This is a genomic window from Ochrobactrum sp. EDr1-4, from assembly GCF_049199085.1.
GTDB lineage: Bacteria > Pseudomonadota > Alphaproteobacteria > Rhizobiales > Rhizobiaceae > Brucella.
The window spans coordinates 147,007-162,578 of the sequence record NZ_JBLZOF010000003.1 but is presented as its reverse complement, the minus strand read 5'-3'; the positions used below and the strand labels follow the sequence as shown (position 1 = coordinate 162,578).

Genomic DNA, 15,572 nt, shown 5'->3' with positions numbered 1-15,572 from the left:
TTTTTCACACCATATGAGCAAGCATGATACCTTTATCCGTACTTGATCTATCACCCGTCCCTGAAGGCAGCGATGCTGGTCAGTCTCTGCGTAATACGCTGGAGCTCGCCCAACAGGCACAAAAGCTTGGTTTCACGCGCTATTGGCTGGCCGAGCATCACAACATGCCCGGCATTGCCAGCGCTGCAACGTCGGTCGTTATCGGCCATGTGGCAGCGGGCACGTCCACCATTCGCATCGGCGCCGGTGGCATCATGCTGCCCAATCATTCTCCATTGGTAATCGCTGAACAATTCGGTACGCTGGCTTCGCTGTTTCCGGGTCGTATTGATCTCGGACTTGGTCGTGCGCCGGGCACCGATCAGATGACAGCGCATGCACTGCGCCGCAATCTGGAAAGCAGCGCCAATGATTTTCCGCGTGATGTCGTTGAGCTTCTCAATTACTTCAAGCCCGCCGATCCTGCTCAACGCGTACAAGCAGTTCCCGGGGCTGGGTTGAATGTTCCAGTCTGGATTCTCGGTTCGAGCCTGTTTGGCGCGCAACTGGCTGCGATGCTGGGGCTTCCTTATGGCTTCGCCTCCCATTTCGCACCGGCTGACATGGAACGCGCTGTAGACCTTTATCGCGAGCGATTTGAGCCGTCCGAATATCTGCAGAAGCCTTATGTCATGCTTGGGCTGAATGTCATTGCAGCGGATACGGACGAAGAAGCACATCACCTGTTCACGTCCCAATTACAGGCATTTGTAAATTTGCGCAGCGGCCGTCCGGGCAAGTTACCTGCGCCTGTAGCGGGGTACCAGGAACAGCTCGATCCGTCAGCACAGGCACTGGTTCGCCAGATGCTTTCATGTCGTGTCGTGGGTGGCCCCGAAACAGTCGACAAGGGCATCCGCGAATTTGCCGAACGCACCGGCGCAGATGAATTGATGGTGACGGGCATGATCTATGACCATCAGAAGCGTCTTCGCTCTTATGAGATCGTCAGCAACTCGATGGCATGAGGATCGAACTCGCGATTGACCTCGGTAAGAAGCCAATCGCGGAAAGCTTTAACCGCAGGCGTGTTTGCGCGCGCCTGCGGTGTTACAAAGTAATAGCTGCTCGGGCTTTTTACCGTGTGCTCATAAGCCACGACAAGCTGGCCGCTCTCAATTTCGGCACTGATCAGAAATAGCGGCATAAGCGCAATCCCAAGACCTGCAACACAAGCCTGAGAAACATTTGAGAACTGCTCAAAGCGCATCCCGCCTGCAACAGGTGCTGCAATGTCAAGGCTTTTGAACCAGTGGCTCCATGCGCCGGGGCGTGATGCCATGTTGAAAAGCGGTAGACGCAAAAGGTCTGTGGGGCCGTTGATCGGATGCTGTTTCAGAAAAGCTGGGCTGCAAACAGGCGCAACCATTTCCTCCATCAGAAATGTGCAGTCGGCATTGGGCCAGTCTGGCTGGCCAATATGGATTGCCGCATCGAGGCCTTCGCGTTCAAAGTCGAACTGGCCAATACGCGTGGCAAAATTCAGAATAATATCCGGATATTGCGCGACAAAGCGCGGGATGCGCGGGATCAGCCAACGGGTGCCAAAGGTAGGCAGAAATGCGAGATTGAGCGTTGTCCCCCGCATTTGCGACATGACCTGTAATGACGCCGCACGAATGGAAGCAAGCGCAGGGCTTATTGCTTGAAGATAGGCGCGTCCGGCATCGGTCAGCATGACATGTCTACTGGTGCGATCAAACAGGACGGCGCCGAGCTGTTCTTCCAGCAAGGCAATCTGACGGCTGACAGCACCTTGCGTCAAAGACAGCTCTTCCGCAGCGCTCGAAAAGCTCTGATAGCGCGCGACTGCATCAAAGGCGGCAAGTGCACTTGTCGAAGGAAGCAGGCGTCTCGAAAGTGAAATCATTATCTATTACTAAATGGAATAGATCGATGAGTAAACGTAAATTGCATGTCGAATAATGCTGCGCCATAGTCTCACCAACCGAATTTGAGGAGATGATTGATGTCGCGTGCCGCATTTAACTGGGAAGATCCGTTTCTGCTTGATGAACAGCTGACCGAAGATGAGCGGATGATCCGCGATTCGGCACAGGCTTTCTCTAGTGATGTTTTGCTGCCGCGCATTGAAAAAGCTTATCTCGATGAAACGACTGATCCAGATCTGTTTCGCCTGATGGGACAGGCCGGTCTTCTTGGCGTAACGCTTCCTGAAGAATACGGCGCGGCAAATGCTGGTTATGTTTCTTATGGTTTGGTGGCGCGCGAAGTCGAGCGTATTGATTCCGGCTATCGTTCGATGATGAGCGTTCAGTCGTCACTCGTAATGTATCCAATCTATGCTTATGGCTCTGATGAACAGCGCAAGAAATATCTGCCGGGTCTAGTTTCGGGCGAGTTGATCGGTTGCTTTGGTCTGACCGAGCCTGATGCCGGTTCCGATCCTGCTGGCATGAAAACCCGCGCCGATAAGATCGATGGCGGTTATCGCATCAGCGGTTCAAAAATGTGGATTTCCAATTCGCCGATTGCCGACGTTTTCGTGGTCTGGGCCAAATCGACTGCCCATGACGGTGCGATCCGTGGCTTTGTGCTTGAAAAGGGCATGAAGGGTCTTTCTGCCCCCAAGATTGGCGGAAAGCTTTCGTTGCGTGCTTCGATCACTGGCGAAATCGTCATGGATGGCGTGGAAGTATCGGAAGATGCATTGTTGCCAAATGTATCGGGTCTGAAGGGTCCGTTCGGCTGTCTCAACCGTGCACGTTATGGCATTTCCTGGGGTGTGCTGGGTGCGGCAGAGGATTGCTGGTTCCGTGCGCGTCAGTATGGTCTTGATCGCAAGCAGTTCGACAAGCCGCTGGCTGGCACACAGCTTTACCAGAAGAAGCTCGCCGATATGCAGACTGAAATCACCTTGGGCTTACAGGCAAGCTTACGCGTTGGTCGTCTGTTTGACGAAGGCAAAATGGCGCCTGAGATGATTTCGATCGTTAAGCGCAACAATTGCGGCAAGGCGCTCGATATTGCGCGTCAGGCTCGCGACATGCATGGCGGCAACGGTATTCAGATCGAATATCATGTCATGCGCCACGCGCAGAATCTTGAAACCGTCAATACCTATGAAGGCACGCATGATGTTCATGCGCTGATTCTCGGACGTGCGCAGACCGGCATTCAGGCATTTTTCTAATCACTCAGAAGGGATTTGAGAAATGCACAATACACCGCTTGCTGGTCTTAAAGTCATTGAGCTGGCCCGCATTCTGGCAGGTCCATGGGTCGGACAGACACTGTCCGACCTTGGTGCCGACGTCATTAAGGTCGAAAGCCCTGAAGGTGACGATACTCGCACATGGGGGCCGCCATTTATCGAGGTTGAAGGCGAAAAGTCGGCAGCCTATTTCCACGCCTGTAATCGTGGCAAGCAATCCATCATCGCTGATTTTCGTACGGATGAGGGGCGGGCGCTTGTGCGCAAGCTCGTTACTGACGCGGATGTGGTGATTGAGAATTTCAAGCTCGGCGGTCTTGATAAATATGGCCTCGACTATGAAAGCCTGAAAGCGATCAATCCACGGCTGATCTATTGCTCAATCACGGGTTTTGGCCACACGGGTCCTTATGCAGAACGTGCGGGTTATGATTTCATGATCCAGGGCATGGGCGGCATCATGGACCTGACTGGCGAGCCGGATCGTGAACCGCAGAAGATTGGTGTGGCGTTCGCAGACATCTTCACCGGGCTTTACAGCGTCATTGCTATTCAGTCGGCTCTTATCATGCGTGAGCGCACAGGCAAGGGCCAGCATATCGATATGGCGCTGTTTGATTGCATGTCAGCAGTTCTTGCCAATCAGGGAATGAATTATTTGGCATCCGGCATTTCGCCCAAGCGTATGGGCAATGCGCATCCCAATATTGCGCCTTATCAGACGCTGCCTGTATCGGACGGTTATTTCATTATCGCTTGTGGCAATGACGGGCAGTTTGCAAAACTGACCGCTTTGCTGGGGATTGGTGAAATCGCGCGCGATTCTCGCTTCCTCACCAATGCATTGCGCGTTGCTAATCGCGATGCACTCACGTCTTTGCTGGAAGAGCGCACGAAGCAATGGGTGCGCGATGACCTTCTGGCAGCACTTGCCAAAGCAGGAGTGCCTGCCGGGCCGATCAACACGGTGGAGGATGTATTTGCTGATCCGCAATTCATCGCGCGACAGATGAGAATCGATCCCGATGGTGTGCCGGGCTTGCGTACGCCAATCCGATTCTCGGACGCAGAACTGAAATTGGATAAGCGATCACCAAAGCTCGGCGAGCATAAAAATAATGAGTAAGAAAAAACCCGCTTTAAGCGGGTTTTTTTAATGGGTCAGTCGTCGGTGGCGACCATCACGTCGGATGCTTTAACGACCGCATAGGCCGTCTTGCCGACCTTAAGATCAAGTTCATCTACTGCTTCATTGGTGATAGACGAGGTAACAACGACACCATTTCCGATATCAATGCGGATATGCGCAGTGGTTGCGCCTTTGGTAACATCGACGATTGTGCCTTTGAGGCGATTGCGTGCGCTGATTTTCATGGTGTCTTCCCGTTATCAATTGGCGTCTACATGATGCAATAAAGCATTTTAGCGACTGGGATAACATCCCAAATTCGAGAAGCTATTCACAGTTAGCGCGCAAAAAATTATATTTTTCAGGGAAGAGAATGGTGCGGTCGAGAAGACTCGAACTTCCACGGGTTGCCCCACAGCGACCTCAACGCTGCGCGTCTACCAATTCCGCCACGACCGCACTGTGTGGTAGAAGCTGAACAATGTCAGCGAGACGGCATTTAGCAAATCAATTTGGACTGCACAAGACCATTTTTTGACTTGAGCACAATTGTTTCACATTGCGCTTAAATACATGATTTGAAATGCAAAAAAGCTTCGCGTCATCTGGAGTAAACCAGATAGCAAAGCTTTAACAAGAACAGATAAAATATTTTGGGAAGAGAATGGTGCGGTCGAGAAGACTCGAACTTCCACGGGTTGCCCCACAGCGACCTCAACGCTGCGCGTCTACCAATTCCGCCACGACCGCACTGTGTGGTAGAAGCTGAACACTGTCAGCGAGGAGCCATCTAGCAAATCGATCCGACAGGCACAAGCCTATTCTTTAGCTAGTTTCAATCTTTTTTGAATTATCGGTGAAATATCAAATTATTAAGCACTTATGCTCTGTAGGCGCCGTATGTCTTCCAGTCGCTTCACCGTTTCGGCATAGCCAATGTCGATTGCTTCGGATGCACGATGAAAGTCCGCGAGACCGATTTGCCCCACCGTTGGCATAAGGGATACATCAGGTGGATCTCCAGCCATACGGGCGCGGGAAATGCGGTCCTGAATGATGTTGAAAGCTTCCATCATTACCCCAGTAATACCAAGACGACCTTCATTTCCGCCATGTATCATCTCGCTTAACGTATCTGGATGCGATTGCGCGTGTTTGATTACAGCAGCACGTCCAAACTGATCATAATGCAGGTTCACCGCCAGTACGAGGCGCTGTTCATAAGCGCGACAGACAGAGACGGGCACAGGATTGACGAGTGTTCCATCAACGAGAACACGTTCCTGCCAACGGACGGGCTCAAATATGCCGGGCAGGGCATAAGATGCACGCATTGCTTCGACCAGCGGGCCAGTAGAGAGCCAGATTTCATGGCCTGTGCGCAGTTCGGTGCAGACGGCAACGAAAGGCCGGTCAAGATCTTCGAGACGCAGACCATCAAGGTGTTCGCGCATACGGCTATCAAGCTTCATGCCGCCAAAAAGACCACTGCCGCGTAAGGTTATGTCTAGGAGATTGAACATGCGTCGCCGCGTCAGGCTTCGAGCAAATTCTTCGAGTTCGTCCAGTTTTCCTGCAAGGTAGCAGCCACCAACCAGCGCGCCGATTGATGTGCCGGCAATCATTTCGATTTCAATGCCGGCTTCATCAAGAGCGCGAAGCACGCCGATATGAGCCCAGCCGCGCGCTGCGCCGCCGCCTAATGCGAGTGCGATTCTTCGTGGCTCAGGTCGGGCTTGAGGCCGGGCAGTCTCAACACCTTCGAGGTTCAAAGGCTGTGAACTGGCTGCTTTACGCTTTTGACCCCAAGGGAACATATCGATCAACACCTCTTGTTTCGGCGAGTTTATCAAAACACTGTAGCGAAACAATAAATGTTAAAAGTAACAGTATGAAAAATTGGGGCGCATCCCGAAAAGTGCGAAACGGTTTTCTGGATGCGCTCTAATGGTTACGGTCGCAGGTGTCTTCAATCGACAGGCTAGCCTGACCGTTATCGGACTGAACCTGCCGATAAAAGCACGAGCGGCGTCCTGTGTGGCAGGTTGGACCATCACCCGCCACGCGGACCTTCAGCCACAGCGCGTCCTGATCGCAATCCGTACGCAGTTCGATCACGCTTTGTAGATTGCCAGAGGTTTCGCCCTTTTTCCAAAGTTTGGATCGCGAGCGGGACCAATAATGCGCAATGCCGGTTTCAAGCGTCAGACGCAATGCTTCATCGTTCATATGAGCGACCATCAACAACTCACCATCCTGCGCGTCGGTGACGACCGCTGTGATAAGGCCGGAAGCGTCGAAACGCGGCATGAAAACAGCGCCTTCTTCTATCGACTTTTTGTCTGAGGGCTGTGCTCGAAAACTGCTCATTTTTGCGCCTGATAATATACTTACTTACGAATAAGAGACATGAAGCGAACCTGTTCATTCACGTCTGTCTTATAATCGCCCGTAAAGGTCGTGGTGATTGTGCTTGCACCTTGTTTGCGGATGCCACGCATCGCCATGCACATATGTTCAGCATCAATCAACACCGCAACGCCGCGTGGCTTCAAAATGCGCTGAATGCTGTCAGCGATTTGTGCGGTAATGCTTTCCTGCGTTTGCAAGCGACGCGCAAAAATATCAACAACGCGGGCAATTTTCGACAGACCAAGCACCTTGCCGTCCGGCAGATAAGCGACATGCGCCTTGCCGATGATCGGCACCATATGATGTTCGCAATGCGAGAAGAACGAAATATCCTTCACCAGCACCATGTCGTCATAGCCGGACACTTCTTCAAAAGTGGTGCCGAGTACATCTTCAGGGCTTTCGGCATAGCCCCCAAAAAGCTCGCTATAAGATTTTGCCACACGCTTTGGCGTATCCAGCAGACCTTCGCGATCAGGATTATCTCCCGCCCACAAAAGAAGTGTGCGTACTGCGGCTTCTGCTTCAGCCTGCGTTGGCTTCTGCACTTGTGCAGAAGCAATAGATTCGTCACGGATTTTTTTGATGCGCGCGTCCATCGTTATTCTCCAGTAGCCTCCTTCAAAGAGGAGACGAGTTAAACGGACAATACAACGATGCGCCCGGCGATTGTGCTTGTGAGCGTGCGGTGTATTGATCCAACAACACTGAGCTGCCGGACAGTTATTCCTGCGACTTCATAACCATGTGATAATCTGACCATGGCGTCGTCGCGACTTGCCTATTATATAGACATCAAAATGCAACTTCAAACCGTAACCGGGCGACAATTTTACGTTTTTATCCGGCAAGGCAGAAGGTTCGTCTCAATGATCGACGATGTTTATAATAAACGTATCCTTGAATTTGCAGGGAATATCGAAAAGCTTGGCCGCATTGCTGACCCGGATGCGGTGGCGACCGTTCACTCAAAATTGTGCGGTTCTACCCTCACGGTCTATCTCAAGATGCATGATGGTGTGGTTACCGACTTTGCGCATGAAGTAAAAGCCTGCGCATTGGGGCAGGCATCATCGTCAGTTATGGCGCGGCATATCATCGGCTGTTCATCCGAAGAACTGCGGGCAGTGCGCGATTCGATGTATTCAATGCTGAAGGAAAACGGTCCTGCACCGGAAGGACGTTTCGAGGATTTAAAATATTTCGAGCCGGTTCGCGAATATAAGGCCCGTCACGCCTCGACACTTCTAACGTTTGATGCGGTGGTCGATTGCATTCGCCAAATCGAGGAAAAGGTGCAAGCCGCCTGATGTGTGGTTGCGGGAAAGATCACGCGGGTAATGCCGAGGCACTCAAAAAGCGTCAGACCCGCAACTTCAGCGATCCGTGGCGCAAAACGCCGGGCAGGGTGCTGGGTACAAGTTTGATACGATTATATCAGCTCACACTTTCCTCTTTCATCGGCAATTCGTGCCGCCATATGCCAACCTGTTCCGAATATACCTACGAATCTGTAGCACGATATGGCCTGTGGAATGGTAGCTGGATGGGGCTTTTCCGGATCATGCGTTGTGGACCGATGGGCACGCACGGCTTTGATCCAGTGCCGAGAGAATTATCTAACCATTATCGTTGGTATTTGCCGTGGCGTTATTGGCGCGTTTCATCACCGAAAAACTAAATTCTTTTATAAAAAACTGTTGATCAATTCTATGCTGATTAGAATTCGTTAATGATAAATCTGTTTTATCAGGAAACGCAAATCAGTTTGAGCCAACGTCTTTTTGACGCCGCATTTCAGCTGCATTTGCATCGTGTTTTCTAGTCTTGCGAGCCATCATGAATAAATCGTCGTTCCGCATCTCCCAGCTTATTGCCGGTGTTGCGCTTGGTGCCAGTGTTCTCTGTGCAACCAGCGCTATGGCCAACGTATCATGGGTCGTTTTCGATGCGGATACGGGCGTTGTGGTGGGGCAGGACGGAGCGACTGAGCAACACGCGCCAGCATCGCTAGCCAAAATGATGACGCTTTATCTGGCGTTTGAAGCATTGAAAACAGGTCGCATCCATTGGGATGATGAAATGCCTGTGACAAAAAATGCTTCTGCAAAAGTTCGTATGAAGCTTTATCTCAAACCCGACACGACGATTTCTGTTCGTGATGCGGTTAATGGTATGATCGTCGTTTCTGCTAATGATGCTGCAACCGTTATGGGCGAGTATCTCGGTGGTTCTGAAGCAGGTTTTGGCCGTCTGATGACGCAGAAAGCCAGAAATCTTGGCATGAAGAGTACCTATTTCGTCAATCCATCGGGTTTGACAGGGCATTTGCCACAGCTGACAACTGCACGCGATATGGCAGTGCTTGGAATGTCTCTTCGCCGTGATTTTCCTCAGGAATACGCGTTATTTTCGCAGCGCTCCTTTGAATATAACGGTCGTCCATTTAACGGCCATAACAATCTGATGTATCGCTATCAGGGCGTTGACGGCATTAAGACCGGATATACCGATGTCTCGGGCTATAATCTGGTTTCATCTGCAATCATTAACAACAAGCATCTTGTTGGTGTCGTTCTCGGCGCTGGATCGTCACGTGAACGCGATGACCGCATGTCAAAGCTACTCACGCGCTTTGGCACAGAAGGTGCCGGGTTCGCAGGACGTGAACTGACCGCCTTTGCAGCACCTATTGAAAATGCTCTGCCAATCGTCACGCAGATCAAGACGCCTGAACCAAAAGAAGATGCCGTCTCGGATATGATTGATGATTCCAAGATCGAGCAGGGCGATGGTGGTTTTCTGGTCAATCCTGCAGCGTCACCGTGGCGTGTTCAGGTCGGTATGACGCCATCGCGCAAAGGTGCGGACGAGTTGCAGGCGAAATATATGCCTGTCGTAGACCGCTTGGTGCCGGGCACCAAAGCAGAGATTTCGGCAGCGCCGCGTGGTCGCAAGCTTTATCGCGTTCGCTTTACCGGCTTTAAAGACTCGGATGCTGCGCAAAAGACCTGCACGCAGCTTAAATTGCAGGGTGTTCCTTGCCTGGCTATCCGCAACTGATTTCAGCCAGATTTTAAGATGCCCTGAAAGCACCGTGATGCAGTTTGCCACGGTGCTTTTGCTTTACGTAATGGCCAAAAAAGATTAATAGCTGGCCTTCATTTCCTGTTGTGTAAGCAACATATAGATCGTTCTGCCAATTCAAAGCAGGATCGTTTCATGACTAACCACCCGCAATCGTTGGCGGGACTGGATAAGGATAATATGATGTCGAATGTTTCCATGCAGTTTCCTGATGGATCGGTGCGCGAATATGATGCCGCAACAACCGGTTTCGAGTTAGCTGAATCAATCTCCAAATCACTCGCTAAAAAGGCCGTGGCTTACGCCGTAGACGGCACCGTGCGCGATCTGTCTGATCCGCTTGGCGCTTCCGGTGCAATTGAAATTCTGACCCGCGAAGACCCGCGCGCGCTTGAACTGATCCGTCATGATACGGCACACGTTCTTGCAGAAGCCGTGCAGGAGCTTTTCCCGGGTACACAGGTTACGATTGGTCCGGTGATCGAGAATGGTTTTTATTACGACTTTGCGCGTAATGAACCTTTCACGCCTGATGATCTGCCAGTGATCGAAAAGAAAATGCGCGAAATCATTCAGCGCAACAAGCCGTTCACCAAGCAGATCTGGTCGCGTGAAAAGGCCAAGCAGGTTTTTGCCGATAAGGGCGAGAGCTATAAGGTCGAACTCGTCGATGCGATCGCTGAAGGTCAGGACCTCAAGATCTATAATCAGGGCGAATGGTTCGATCTTTGCCGTGGTCCGCATATGGCCTCCACAGGTCAGATCGGCAATTCATTCAAGCTGATGAAGGTTGCTGGCGCTTACTGGCGTGGCGATTCAAACAACCCAATGCTGACCCGCATTTACGGAACAGCATTTGCCAATGACGCCGATCTCAACGCTTATCTTCATATGCTTGAAGAAGCCGAAAAGCGCGATCACCGCCGCCTTGGTCGCGAAATGGACCTGTTCCATTTTCAAGAAGAAGGTCCGGGCGTTGTGTTTTGGCACGCCAAAGGCTGGCGCATGTTCCAGACGCTTGTGGCCTATATGCGCCGTCGTCTCGACAGCCATGGCTATCAGGAAGTCAATGCTCCACAGGTGCTGGACAAGTCGCTTTGGGAAACTTCCGGTCACTGGGGCTGGTATCGCGACAACATGTTCAAGGTCACGGTTGCCGGTGATGATACCGACGACGACCGCGTGTTTGCGTTGAAGCCAATGAACTGCCCGGGTCACGTTCAGATATTTAAGCATGGTCTTAAGTCTTACCGCGATCTGCCTATAAAGCTTGCAGAATTTGGTAATGTGCATCGCTACGAACCATCAGGTGCTTTGCATGGTCTGATGCGTGTTCGCGGCTTCACACAGGACGACGCGCATGTGTTCTGCACTGAAGAGCAGATGGCTGCCGAATGCCTGCGTATCAATGATCTCATTCTGTCGGTCTATAAGGATTTCGGCTTCAAAGGGATCACGATCAAGCTTTCGACACGCCCCGAAAAGCGTGTGGGTTCGGACGAATTGTGGGATCGCGCTGAAAGCGTGATGATGACCGTTCTGGAACAAATCGCGGAACAGTCAGACGATATAAAGACTGGCATTTTGCCGGGCGAAGGTGCCTTCTACGGTCCGAAGTTCGAATATACGCTCAAAGACGCGATCGGTCGTGAATGGCAGTGCGGAACGACACAGGTTGACTTCAACTTGCCGGAACGTTTTGGCGCATTCTATATCGACAGCAATTCGGAAAAGACCCAGCCTGTTATGATCCATCGCGCGATCTGCGGATCGATGGAGCGCTTCCTTGGCATTCTGATCGAAAATTTTGCCGGTCATATGCCACTTTGGTTCGCGCCAATTCAGGTGGTTGTAGCAACGATTACGTCTGAAGCCGATGGTTATGCTGCTGAAGTTGCGGCTAAGCTCAAGGCAGCTGGCTTGCAGGTTGTGACTGATGTTCGCAACGAGAAGATCAACTACAAGGTCCGCGAACATTCGGTTCAGAAGGTTCCGGTCATTCTCGTTTGCGGTATGCGTGAAGCGGAAGAAAAGACGGTCAATATGCGCCGTCTGGGTTCACGTGATCAGGAATCGATGACGCTGGACGAAGCAATTGCTCGTCTCGCAGAAGAAGCAACGCCGCCAGATTTGCTGCGTTTGCGCAACGTATAATAGCAAAAGGCCCGCTTGAAGCGGGCCTTTTCATTTCAGATATAATTTAATTAGTCTTGCGCGGCATCATCGTCCGTGAGTGCTTCGGATTCGCGGTTTGCGACCACTTCAACCTCTTCATTGGCACCAGAGGTCACTTTGAAGTCGCGCTGATAAATACGATCCTTGTTTTTTGCGACGGCAACATAGTCACCTTCAATCAAAACCATGGACGAGTAAGCACCAGCGCTTTCACGAACGACATCACCTGAGGCATTGAGGATCGACCATGAAGTGTCGGCGAGGGCTTCGCCGCCTTTTTTCGCTACAAGCTTGAGCAAGACTTCGGCTGCACGATGCTGAACCGTCGCTTCTGTCAGCTTGCCCGCTTCCACACGGATATCCGCGCGGATAATAGCATTTGCGGTCCCGTAGTTAGAAACGACGTGATAGGTGCCGCTATTCAACCGGATGATTGTGTCTGGCTTTACGTCTGGCACGATGAGCGAACGGTCGCTGTTGTCTTCGTCTGCATAAATGGAGAAGCGCACGAGATCGCTTTTGATTTTGCCTTCATCGGGCAAAACGGCGCTCAGTTTCATTCCGCCAGCATCAAGCGTCATAACTTCATGACGTGTATTTTTATTGAGCGTAATGCGCTTTGTCGCACCAGCGCGGCCATAGGCAGCGTGAACGAGATAACTGCCTTCTGGCAGGTTGAAAACTGTGCTGCCACCCTTGGCTGATGCAATCAGAGCCAGTTGTCCGTCTGCGCCAACCTCCGGCGCAAAAACCCGCCAAACGATTCCCGAAGAAATATCCGGTCCATCCTGATTGAGGCGAGCCTTCAGATCGAGCTCACTCGTTTTGATCAGTGGATTATTATCTGGGCTTGTCGGGCCGGCATAGGGGCTGATCGATGGTAAATTCAGTTTTGGATCCGGGAAATTAGGCAAGCCAATTGCATTGTTAGACGGGGTTGGTCCGTTATTTCCCAAAGGGGATTGTATGACGGGTGCTGCTGCCGGTGCGGGTAATTCGAGCTGAAAGCTCGGCAATTTGAAGCCACTGTCACTTGGACCACCTTGTGGGCCGCCACCAAATCCGCCGCCGGGCCCGCCCTGTCCACCACTCGGTCCACCACCGGGGCCACCTGGACCCTGCGCTAAAGCCGACGATGCAATCAGGACAAACGAGAGTGTTGCTGCAAGGGTCTTGCGGCGCGATGATTTTGCACTGTTTGCCCTATACGGACCCAGACTATCTGACATGTTGTTGTTTTGAACCGAAGCGGGTGGCGAATTCAAGGCTAAATTGACCGACACCTTTGCAAATTTATATTTACGCAGCGTGCACAGTCATGGATTTTTGACTTTACACCCAGATCACGTCGGGCGAGAAGGAGCTGCCTCCATATTAACTGGAGTGACATATACAAATTTCAGCGATGAGGTTTCCCCCGTGACGCATCCGGTTTTTGAATTTTTGGCGCAGCGCAGTTCTACGCCTATTTCCGCAATTTCAGAGCCTGCTCCGCAAGGTGCTGAGCTGGATGATTTGCTGAAAGTTGCCGCGCGTGTGCCTGATCATGGCCGTCTGACGCCATGGCGCTTTATTCTCTATCGCGGTGATGTGCGTCATAAGGTTGGTGAATATTTGGCTATACGCGCTGAAGAGCGGGAAGGGCCGCTTAATGAAAGCCGCAAGGATCAGGAGAGGGCGCGTTTTGCGCGCGCACCACTGGTCATAGGCGTCGTCTCTTCGCCAGTCGCCCATGAACGCATTCCGGAGTGGGAGCAGTTTTTGTCGGCAGGTGCCGTCGCTATGAATCTTTGCACCGCAGCCAATGCACTTGGTTATGCAACCAACTGGATTACCAACTGGTATTCGGATGATGCGCCAGCGCGTGCATTTTTGGGTGTTGCACCTGAAGAGCGCGTTGCTGGATTTATCCACATCGGTACGGCAGCAAACAAAATGCCAGAGCGTCCGCGTGCGGATATGGATAAGATTGTTTCTGATTACAGCGGACCATGGGTATCCTAATCGTTCTCCTCTAAAATAAGTTATAAGTGACGGAAAACGCTGATGTTTTATGAACCTTCATCTGGTCATAATCTTCCTCATAACCCATTCAAGGCGATTGTCGCACCGCGTCCTATCGGTTGGATTGGTACGCGCTCGAAAGACGGTGCGGTGAACCTTTCACCGTACTCATTCTTCAATGTGGTCAGTGACACCCCGCCAATGATTATGTTTTCATCCAGCGGTTTCAAAGACAGTGTTTCATTCATCGAAGAGACGGGCGAGTTTACGGCCAGTCTGGTCAGCGACCATCTCAAGGAGCAGATGAATGCGTCTTCAGTAAATGCTCCGCGCGGCGTGAGTGAATTTGACTATGCAGGTTTGACCGTTGCGCATAGCAAACTGATTGCAGCACCTTTTGTCAAAGAGGCCTATGCGGCATTGGAATGCGTTCTGGTCGAGATCAAGCGTTTGCAGGACAAAGAAGGCAGGCCAACCGACAATTACATGGTGATTGGTGAAGTCGTCGGCGTTCACATCGATGAAAGCGTGCTGACCGATGGGCTATTTGACATTAAAAAAGCCAAGCCGGTGACCCGCCTTGGCTATATGGACTTTGCGACAACGGATGATGTTTATCAGATGTTCCGCCCCAAATGGGACGATAAGATTTGAGGGACGGGGCTGATTACAGCCCCTTTTTCTTTGCCTCGCCCCAGATCGCTTCCATGTCGTCGAGTTGGGCCGCTTCAAGGCTACTTCCTGATTCCTTCAATGATGTTTCGATGAAGTCAAACCGACGCTTGAACTTGTCATTCGCCGCAATCAGTGCAGTTTCTGCGTCGATCTCGAGATGACGTCCAAGATTGACCATCGCGAAAAGCAGATCGCCATATTCTTCTGCAATATGCGCCTTGTCCTGCGATGCCATCGCTTCTTTAAGTTCAGCCGTTTCCTCAGCGATCTTGTCGAAGATCGGTTCTGCCTCCGACCAGTCAAAGCCAACCTTGGCAGCCTTTTGCTGGAGTTTCAGAGCACGAAGAAGGGCAGGGAATGCATTTGGAATATCGTCAAGATAGCGGGTTTTCTCGACCGTCTCCAAACCAAGCTTAGCGCGACGTTCAGCACGCTCGGCTTTTTCTTCGGCCTTGATGCGGTTCCATGAACCCTTTGCCATGCCAGCACTTCTGGCTTCTGCATCACCAAAAACATGTGGGTGGCGCCGGATCATCTTGCGGGTGATGGCTTCTACGACATCGCCGAAACCGAATTTGCCGTCTTCTTCTGCCATGCGTGCATGGAAAACAACCTGTAACAACAGGTCTCCCAGTTCTTCGCGAAAGTCATCCATATCGTCGCGCTCAATCGCGTCGAGTACTTCGTAGACTTCTTCGAGCGTATAGGGCGCAATAGATTGAGATGTCTGCTCAACATCCCAAGGGCAACCAGTCTGCGGATCACGCAGCGCAACCATGATTTCGAGAAGACGGTCGATATTTTGCGAGGGTTCCATCTTCACTCCGTAAGAATTGATGTCGCATTGTTGATGCAAGCTGCCAAAATCAAATGGTT

At 51.5% G+C, this 15,572-nt stretch carries 16 protein-coding genes and 2 tRNA genes; 9 read left to right on the top strand and 9 right to left on the bottom strand.

Going from position 1 to position 15,572, the window contains the following annotated elements; all coding sequences use genetic code 11:
• Positions 1-23 precede the first annotated feature (23 nt).
• Positions 24-1,007, top strand: a complete 984-nt coding sequence (locus ACOZHT_RS11825; RefSeq protein WP_421565793.1) for an LLM class flavin-dependent oxidoreductase — start codon at positions 24-26, stop codon at positions 1,005-1,007.
• Here the strand turns inward: ACOZHT_RS11825 and ACOZHT_RS11820 are convergent.
• Positions 977-1,909: a LysR family transcriptional regulator gene (locus ACOZHT_RS11820; RefSeq protein WP_339508787.1), complete on the bottom strand. Its 933-nt coding sequence runs from the start codon at positions 1,907-1,909 to the stop codon at positions 977-979. The two genes, ACOZHT_RS11825 and ACOZHT_RS11820, sit on opposite strands and share 31 nt — an antisense overlap.
• 99 nt (positions 1,910-2,008) lie before the next feature.
• Between ACOZHT_RS11820 and ACOZHT_RS11815 the strand changes: the two genes are divergently transcribed.
• Together ACOZHT_RS11815 and ACOZHT_RS11810 are read left to right on the top strand one after the other, a co-directional pair.
• Positions 2,009-3,193 carry an acyl-CoA dehydrogenase gene (locus ACOZHT_RS11815; protein ID WP_339508786.1) on the top strand — a complete coding sequence of 395 codons (1,185 nt, stop codon included), beginning with the start codon at positions 2,009-2,011 and terminating at the stop codon, positions 3,191-3,193.
• A 22-nt stretch (positions 3,194-3,215) separates the two neighbouring features.
• Entirely contained in the window at positions 3,216-4,340 is a 1,125-nt protein-coding gene (locus ACOZHT_RS11810; protein ID WP_339508785.1) for a CaiB/BaiF CoA-transferase family protein, read from the top strand.
• Between the two features lie 35 nt (positions 4,341-4,375).
• Here ACOZHT_RS11810 and ACOZHT_RS11805 read toward each other — a convergent pair whose 3' ends face one another.
• The 6 genes from ACOZHT_RS11805 to folE all read right to left on the bottom strand — a co-directional run bounded on the left by ACOZHT_RS11805 (position 4,376) and on the right by folE (position 7,354).
• The gene (locus ACOZHT_RS11805) at positions 4,376-4,588 is read right to left on the bottom strand and encodes a TOBE domain-containing protein (protein ID WP_064320641.1); all 213 of its coding nucleotides are present in this window, start codon (positions 4,586-4,588) and stop codon (positions 4,376-4,378) included.
• Positions 4,589-4,717: 129 nt separating this feature from the next.
• Positions 4,718-4,802 (bottom strand) — tRNA-Leu (locus ACOZHT_RS11800).
• A gap of 206 nt (positions 4,803-5,008) precedes the next feature.
• Positions 5,009-5,093: transfer RNA gene (locus ACOZHT_RS11795), tRNA-Leu, on the bottom strand.
• 122 nt (positions 5,094-5,215) lie between these two features.
• Positions 5,216-6,160, bottom strand: coding sequence for a patatin family protein (locus tag ACOZHT_RS11790; RefSeq protein WP_339508784.1), 945 nt, complete (start codon positions 6,158-6,160; stop codon positions 5,216-5,218).
• A 127-nt stretch (positions 6,161-6,287) separates the two neighbouring features.
• A complete protein-coding gene (gene hisI / locus ACOZHT_RS11785) occupies positions 6,288-6,713 on the bottom strand; it encodes a phosphoribosyl-AMP cyclohydrolase (RefSeq protein ID WP_339508783.1) in 426 nt (141 codons plus the stop codon).
• A gap of 20 nt (positions 6,714-6,733) precedes the next feature.
• A complete protein-coding gene (gene folE, locus ACOZHT_RS11780; RefSeq protein WP_339508782.1) occupies positions 6,734-7,354 on the bottom strand; it encodes a GTP cyclohydrolase I FolE in 621 nt (206 codons plus the stop codon).
• A gap of 270 nt (positions 7,355-7,624) precedes the next feature.
• Here folE and ACOZHT_RS11775 point away from each other — a divergent pair, with 270 nt between their 5' ends.
• The 4 genes from ACOZHT_RS11775 (at position 7,625) to thrS (ending at position 11,996) form a co-directional block, all read left to right on the top strand.
• On the top strand, positions 7,625-8,065 hold the full coding sequence (locus ACOZHT_RS11775) for an iron-sulfur cluster assembly scaffold protein (protein ID WP_339508781.1): 441 nt from the start codon (positions 7,625-7,627) through the stop codon (positions 8,063-8,065).
• Entirely contained in the window at positions 8,065-8,436 is a 372-nt protein-coding gene (gene yidD, locus ACOZHT_RS11770) for a membrane protein insertion efficiency factor YidD (RefSeq protein ID WP_339508931.1), read from the top strand. Before ACOZHT_RS11775 ends, yidD begins: the two co-directional genes overlap by 1 nt.
• 158 nt (positions 8,437-8,594) lie before the next feature.
• On the top strand, positions 8,595-9,818 hold the full coding sequence (locus ACOZHT_RS11765; RefSeq protein WP_339508780.1) for a D-alanyl-D-alanine carboxypeptidase: 1,224 nt from the start codon (positions 8,595-8,597) through the stop codon (positions 9,816-9,818).
• Positions 9,819-10,022: 204 nt separating this feature from the next.
• Entirely contained in the window at positions 10,023-11,996 is a 1,974-nt protein-coding gene (thrS, locus tag ACOZHT_RS11760; RefSeq protein ID WP_339508930.1) for a threonine--tRNA ligase, read from the top strand.
• Between the two features lie 50 nt (positions 11,997-12,046).
• On the opposite strand, the gene ACOZHT_RS11755 is transcribed toward thrS, so the two are convergent.
• Positions 12,047-13,246 (bottom strand): hypothetical protein, encoded by a 1,200-nt coding sequence (locus ACOZHT_RS11755; RefSeq protein WP_421565792.1) that lies wholly within the window; start codon positions 13,244-13,246, stop codon positions 12,047-12,049.
• Between the two features lie 190 nt (positions 13,247-13,436).
• Between ACOZHT_RS11755 and ACOZHT_RS11750 the strand changes: the two genes are divergently transcribed.
• Together ACOZHT_RS11750 and ACOZHT_RS11745 are read left to right on the top strand one after the other, a co-directional pair.
• Positions 13,437-14,021, top strand: coding sequence for a nitroreductase (locus ACOZHT_RS11750; RefSeq protein ID WP_339508779.1), 585 nt, complete (start codon positions 13,437-13,439; stop codon positions 14,019-14,021).
• A 42-nt stretch (positions 14,022-14,063) separates the two neighbouring features.
• On the top strand, positions 14,064-14,675 hold the full coding sequence (locus tag ACOZHT_RS11745) for a flavin reductase family protein (protein WP_310010074.1): 612 nt from the start codon (positions 14,064-14,066) through the stop codon (positions 14,673-14,675).
• Between the two features lie 13 nt (positions 14,676-14,688).
• On the opposite strand, the gene mazG is transcribed toward ACOZHT_RS11745, so the two are convergent.
• Positions 14,689-15,513: a nucleoside triphosphate pyrophosphohydrolase gene (gene mazG, locus ACOZHT_RS11740; RefSeq protein WP_339508778.1), complete on the bottom strand. Its 825-nt coding sequence runs from the start codon at positions 15,511-15,513 to the stop codon at positions 14,689-14,691.
• Positions 15,514-15,572 lie beyond the last annotated feature (59 nt).

Excerpts from the sequence above, each read along its gene's own strand:
- ACOZHT_RS11825 (WP_421565793.1), top strand. The coding sequence starts at position 24 with ATGATACCTTTATCCGTACTTGATCTATCACCCGTCCCTGAAGGCAGC.
- ACOZHT_RS11820 (WP_339508787.1), bottom strand. The coding sequence starts at position 1,909 with ATGATTTCACTTTCGAGACGCCTGCTTCCTTCGACAAGTGCACTTGCC.
- ACOZHT_RS11815 (WP_339508786.1), top strand. The coding sequence starts at position 2,009 with ATGTCGCGTGCCGCATTTAACTGGGAAGATCCGTTTCTGCTTGATGAA.
- ACOZHT_RS11810 (WP_339508785.1), top strand. The coding sequence starts at position 3,216 with ATGCACAATACACCGCTTGCTGGTCTTAAAGTCATTGAGCTGGCCCGC.
- ACOZHT_RS11805 (WP_064320641.1), bottom strand. The coding sequence starts at position 4,588 with ATGAAAATCAGCGCACGCAATCGCCTCAAAGGCACAATCGTCGATGTT.
- ACOZHT_RS11790 (WP_339508784.1), bottom strand. The coding sequence starts at position 6,160 with ATGTTCCCTTGGGGTCAAAAGCGTAAAGCAGCCAGTTCACAGCCTTTG.
- hisI (WP_339508783.1), bottom strand. The coding sequence starts at position 6,713 with ATGAGCAGTTTTCGAGCACAGCCCTCAGACAAAAAGTCGATAGAAGAA.
- folE (WP_339508782.1), bottom strand. The coding sequence starts at position 7,354 with ATGGACGCGCGCATCAAAAAAATCCGTGACGAATCTATTGCTTCTGCA.
- ACOZHT_RS11775 (WP_339508781.1), top strand. The coding sequence starts at position 7,625 with ATGATCGACGATGTTTATAATAAACGTATCCTTGAATTTGCAGGGAAT.
- yidD (WP_339508931.1), top strand. The coding sequence starts at position 8,065 with ATGTGTGGTTGCGGGAAAGATCACGCGGGTAATGCCGAGGCACTCAAA.
- ACOZHT_RS11765 (WP_339508780.1), top strand. The coding sequence starts at position 8,595 with ATGAATAAATCGTCGTTCCGCATCTCCCAGCTTATTGCCGGTGTTGCG.
- thrS (WP_339508930.1), top strand. The coding sequence starts at position 10,023 with ATGATGTCGAATGTTTCCATGCAGTTTCCTGATGGATCGGTGCGCGAA.
- ACOZHT_RS11755 (WP_421565792.1), bottom strand. The coding sequence starts at position 13,246 with ATGTCAGATAGTCTGGGTCCGTATAGGGCAAACAGTGCAAAATCATCG.
- ACOZHT_RS11745 (WP_310010074.1), top strand. The coding sequence starts at position 14,064 with ATGTTTTATGAACCTTCATCTGGTCATAATCTTCCTCATAACCCATTC.
- mazG (WP_339508778.1), bottom strand. The coding sequence starts at position 15,513 with ATGGAACCCTCGCAAAATATCGACCGTCTTCTCGAAATCATGGTTGCG.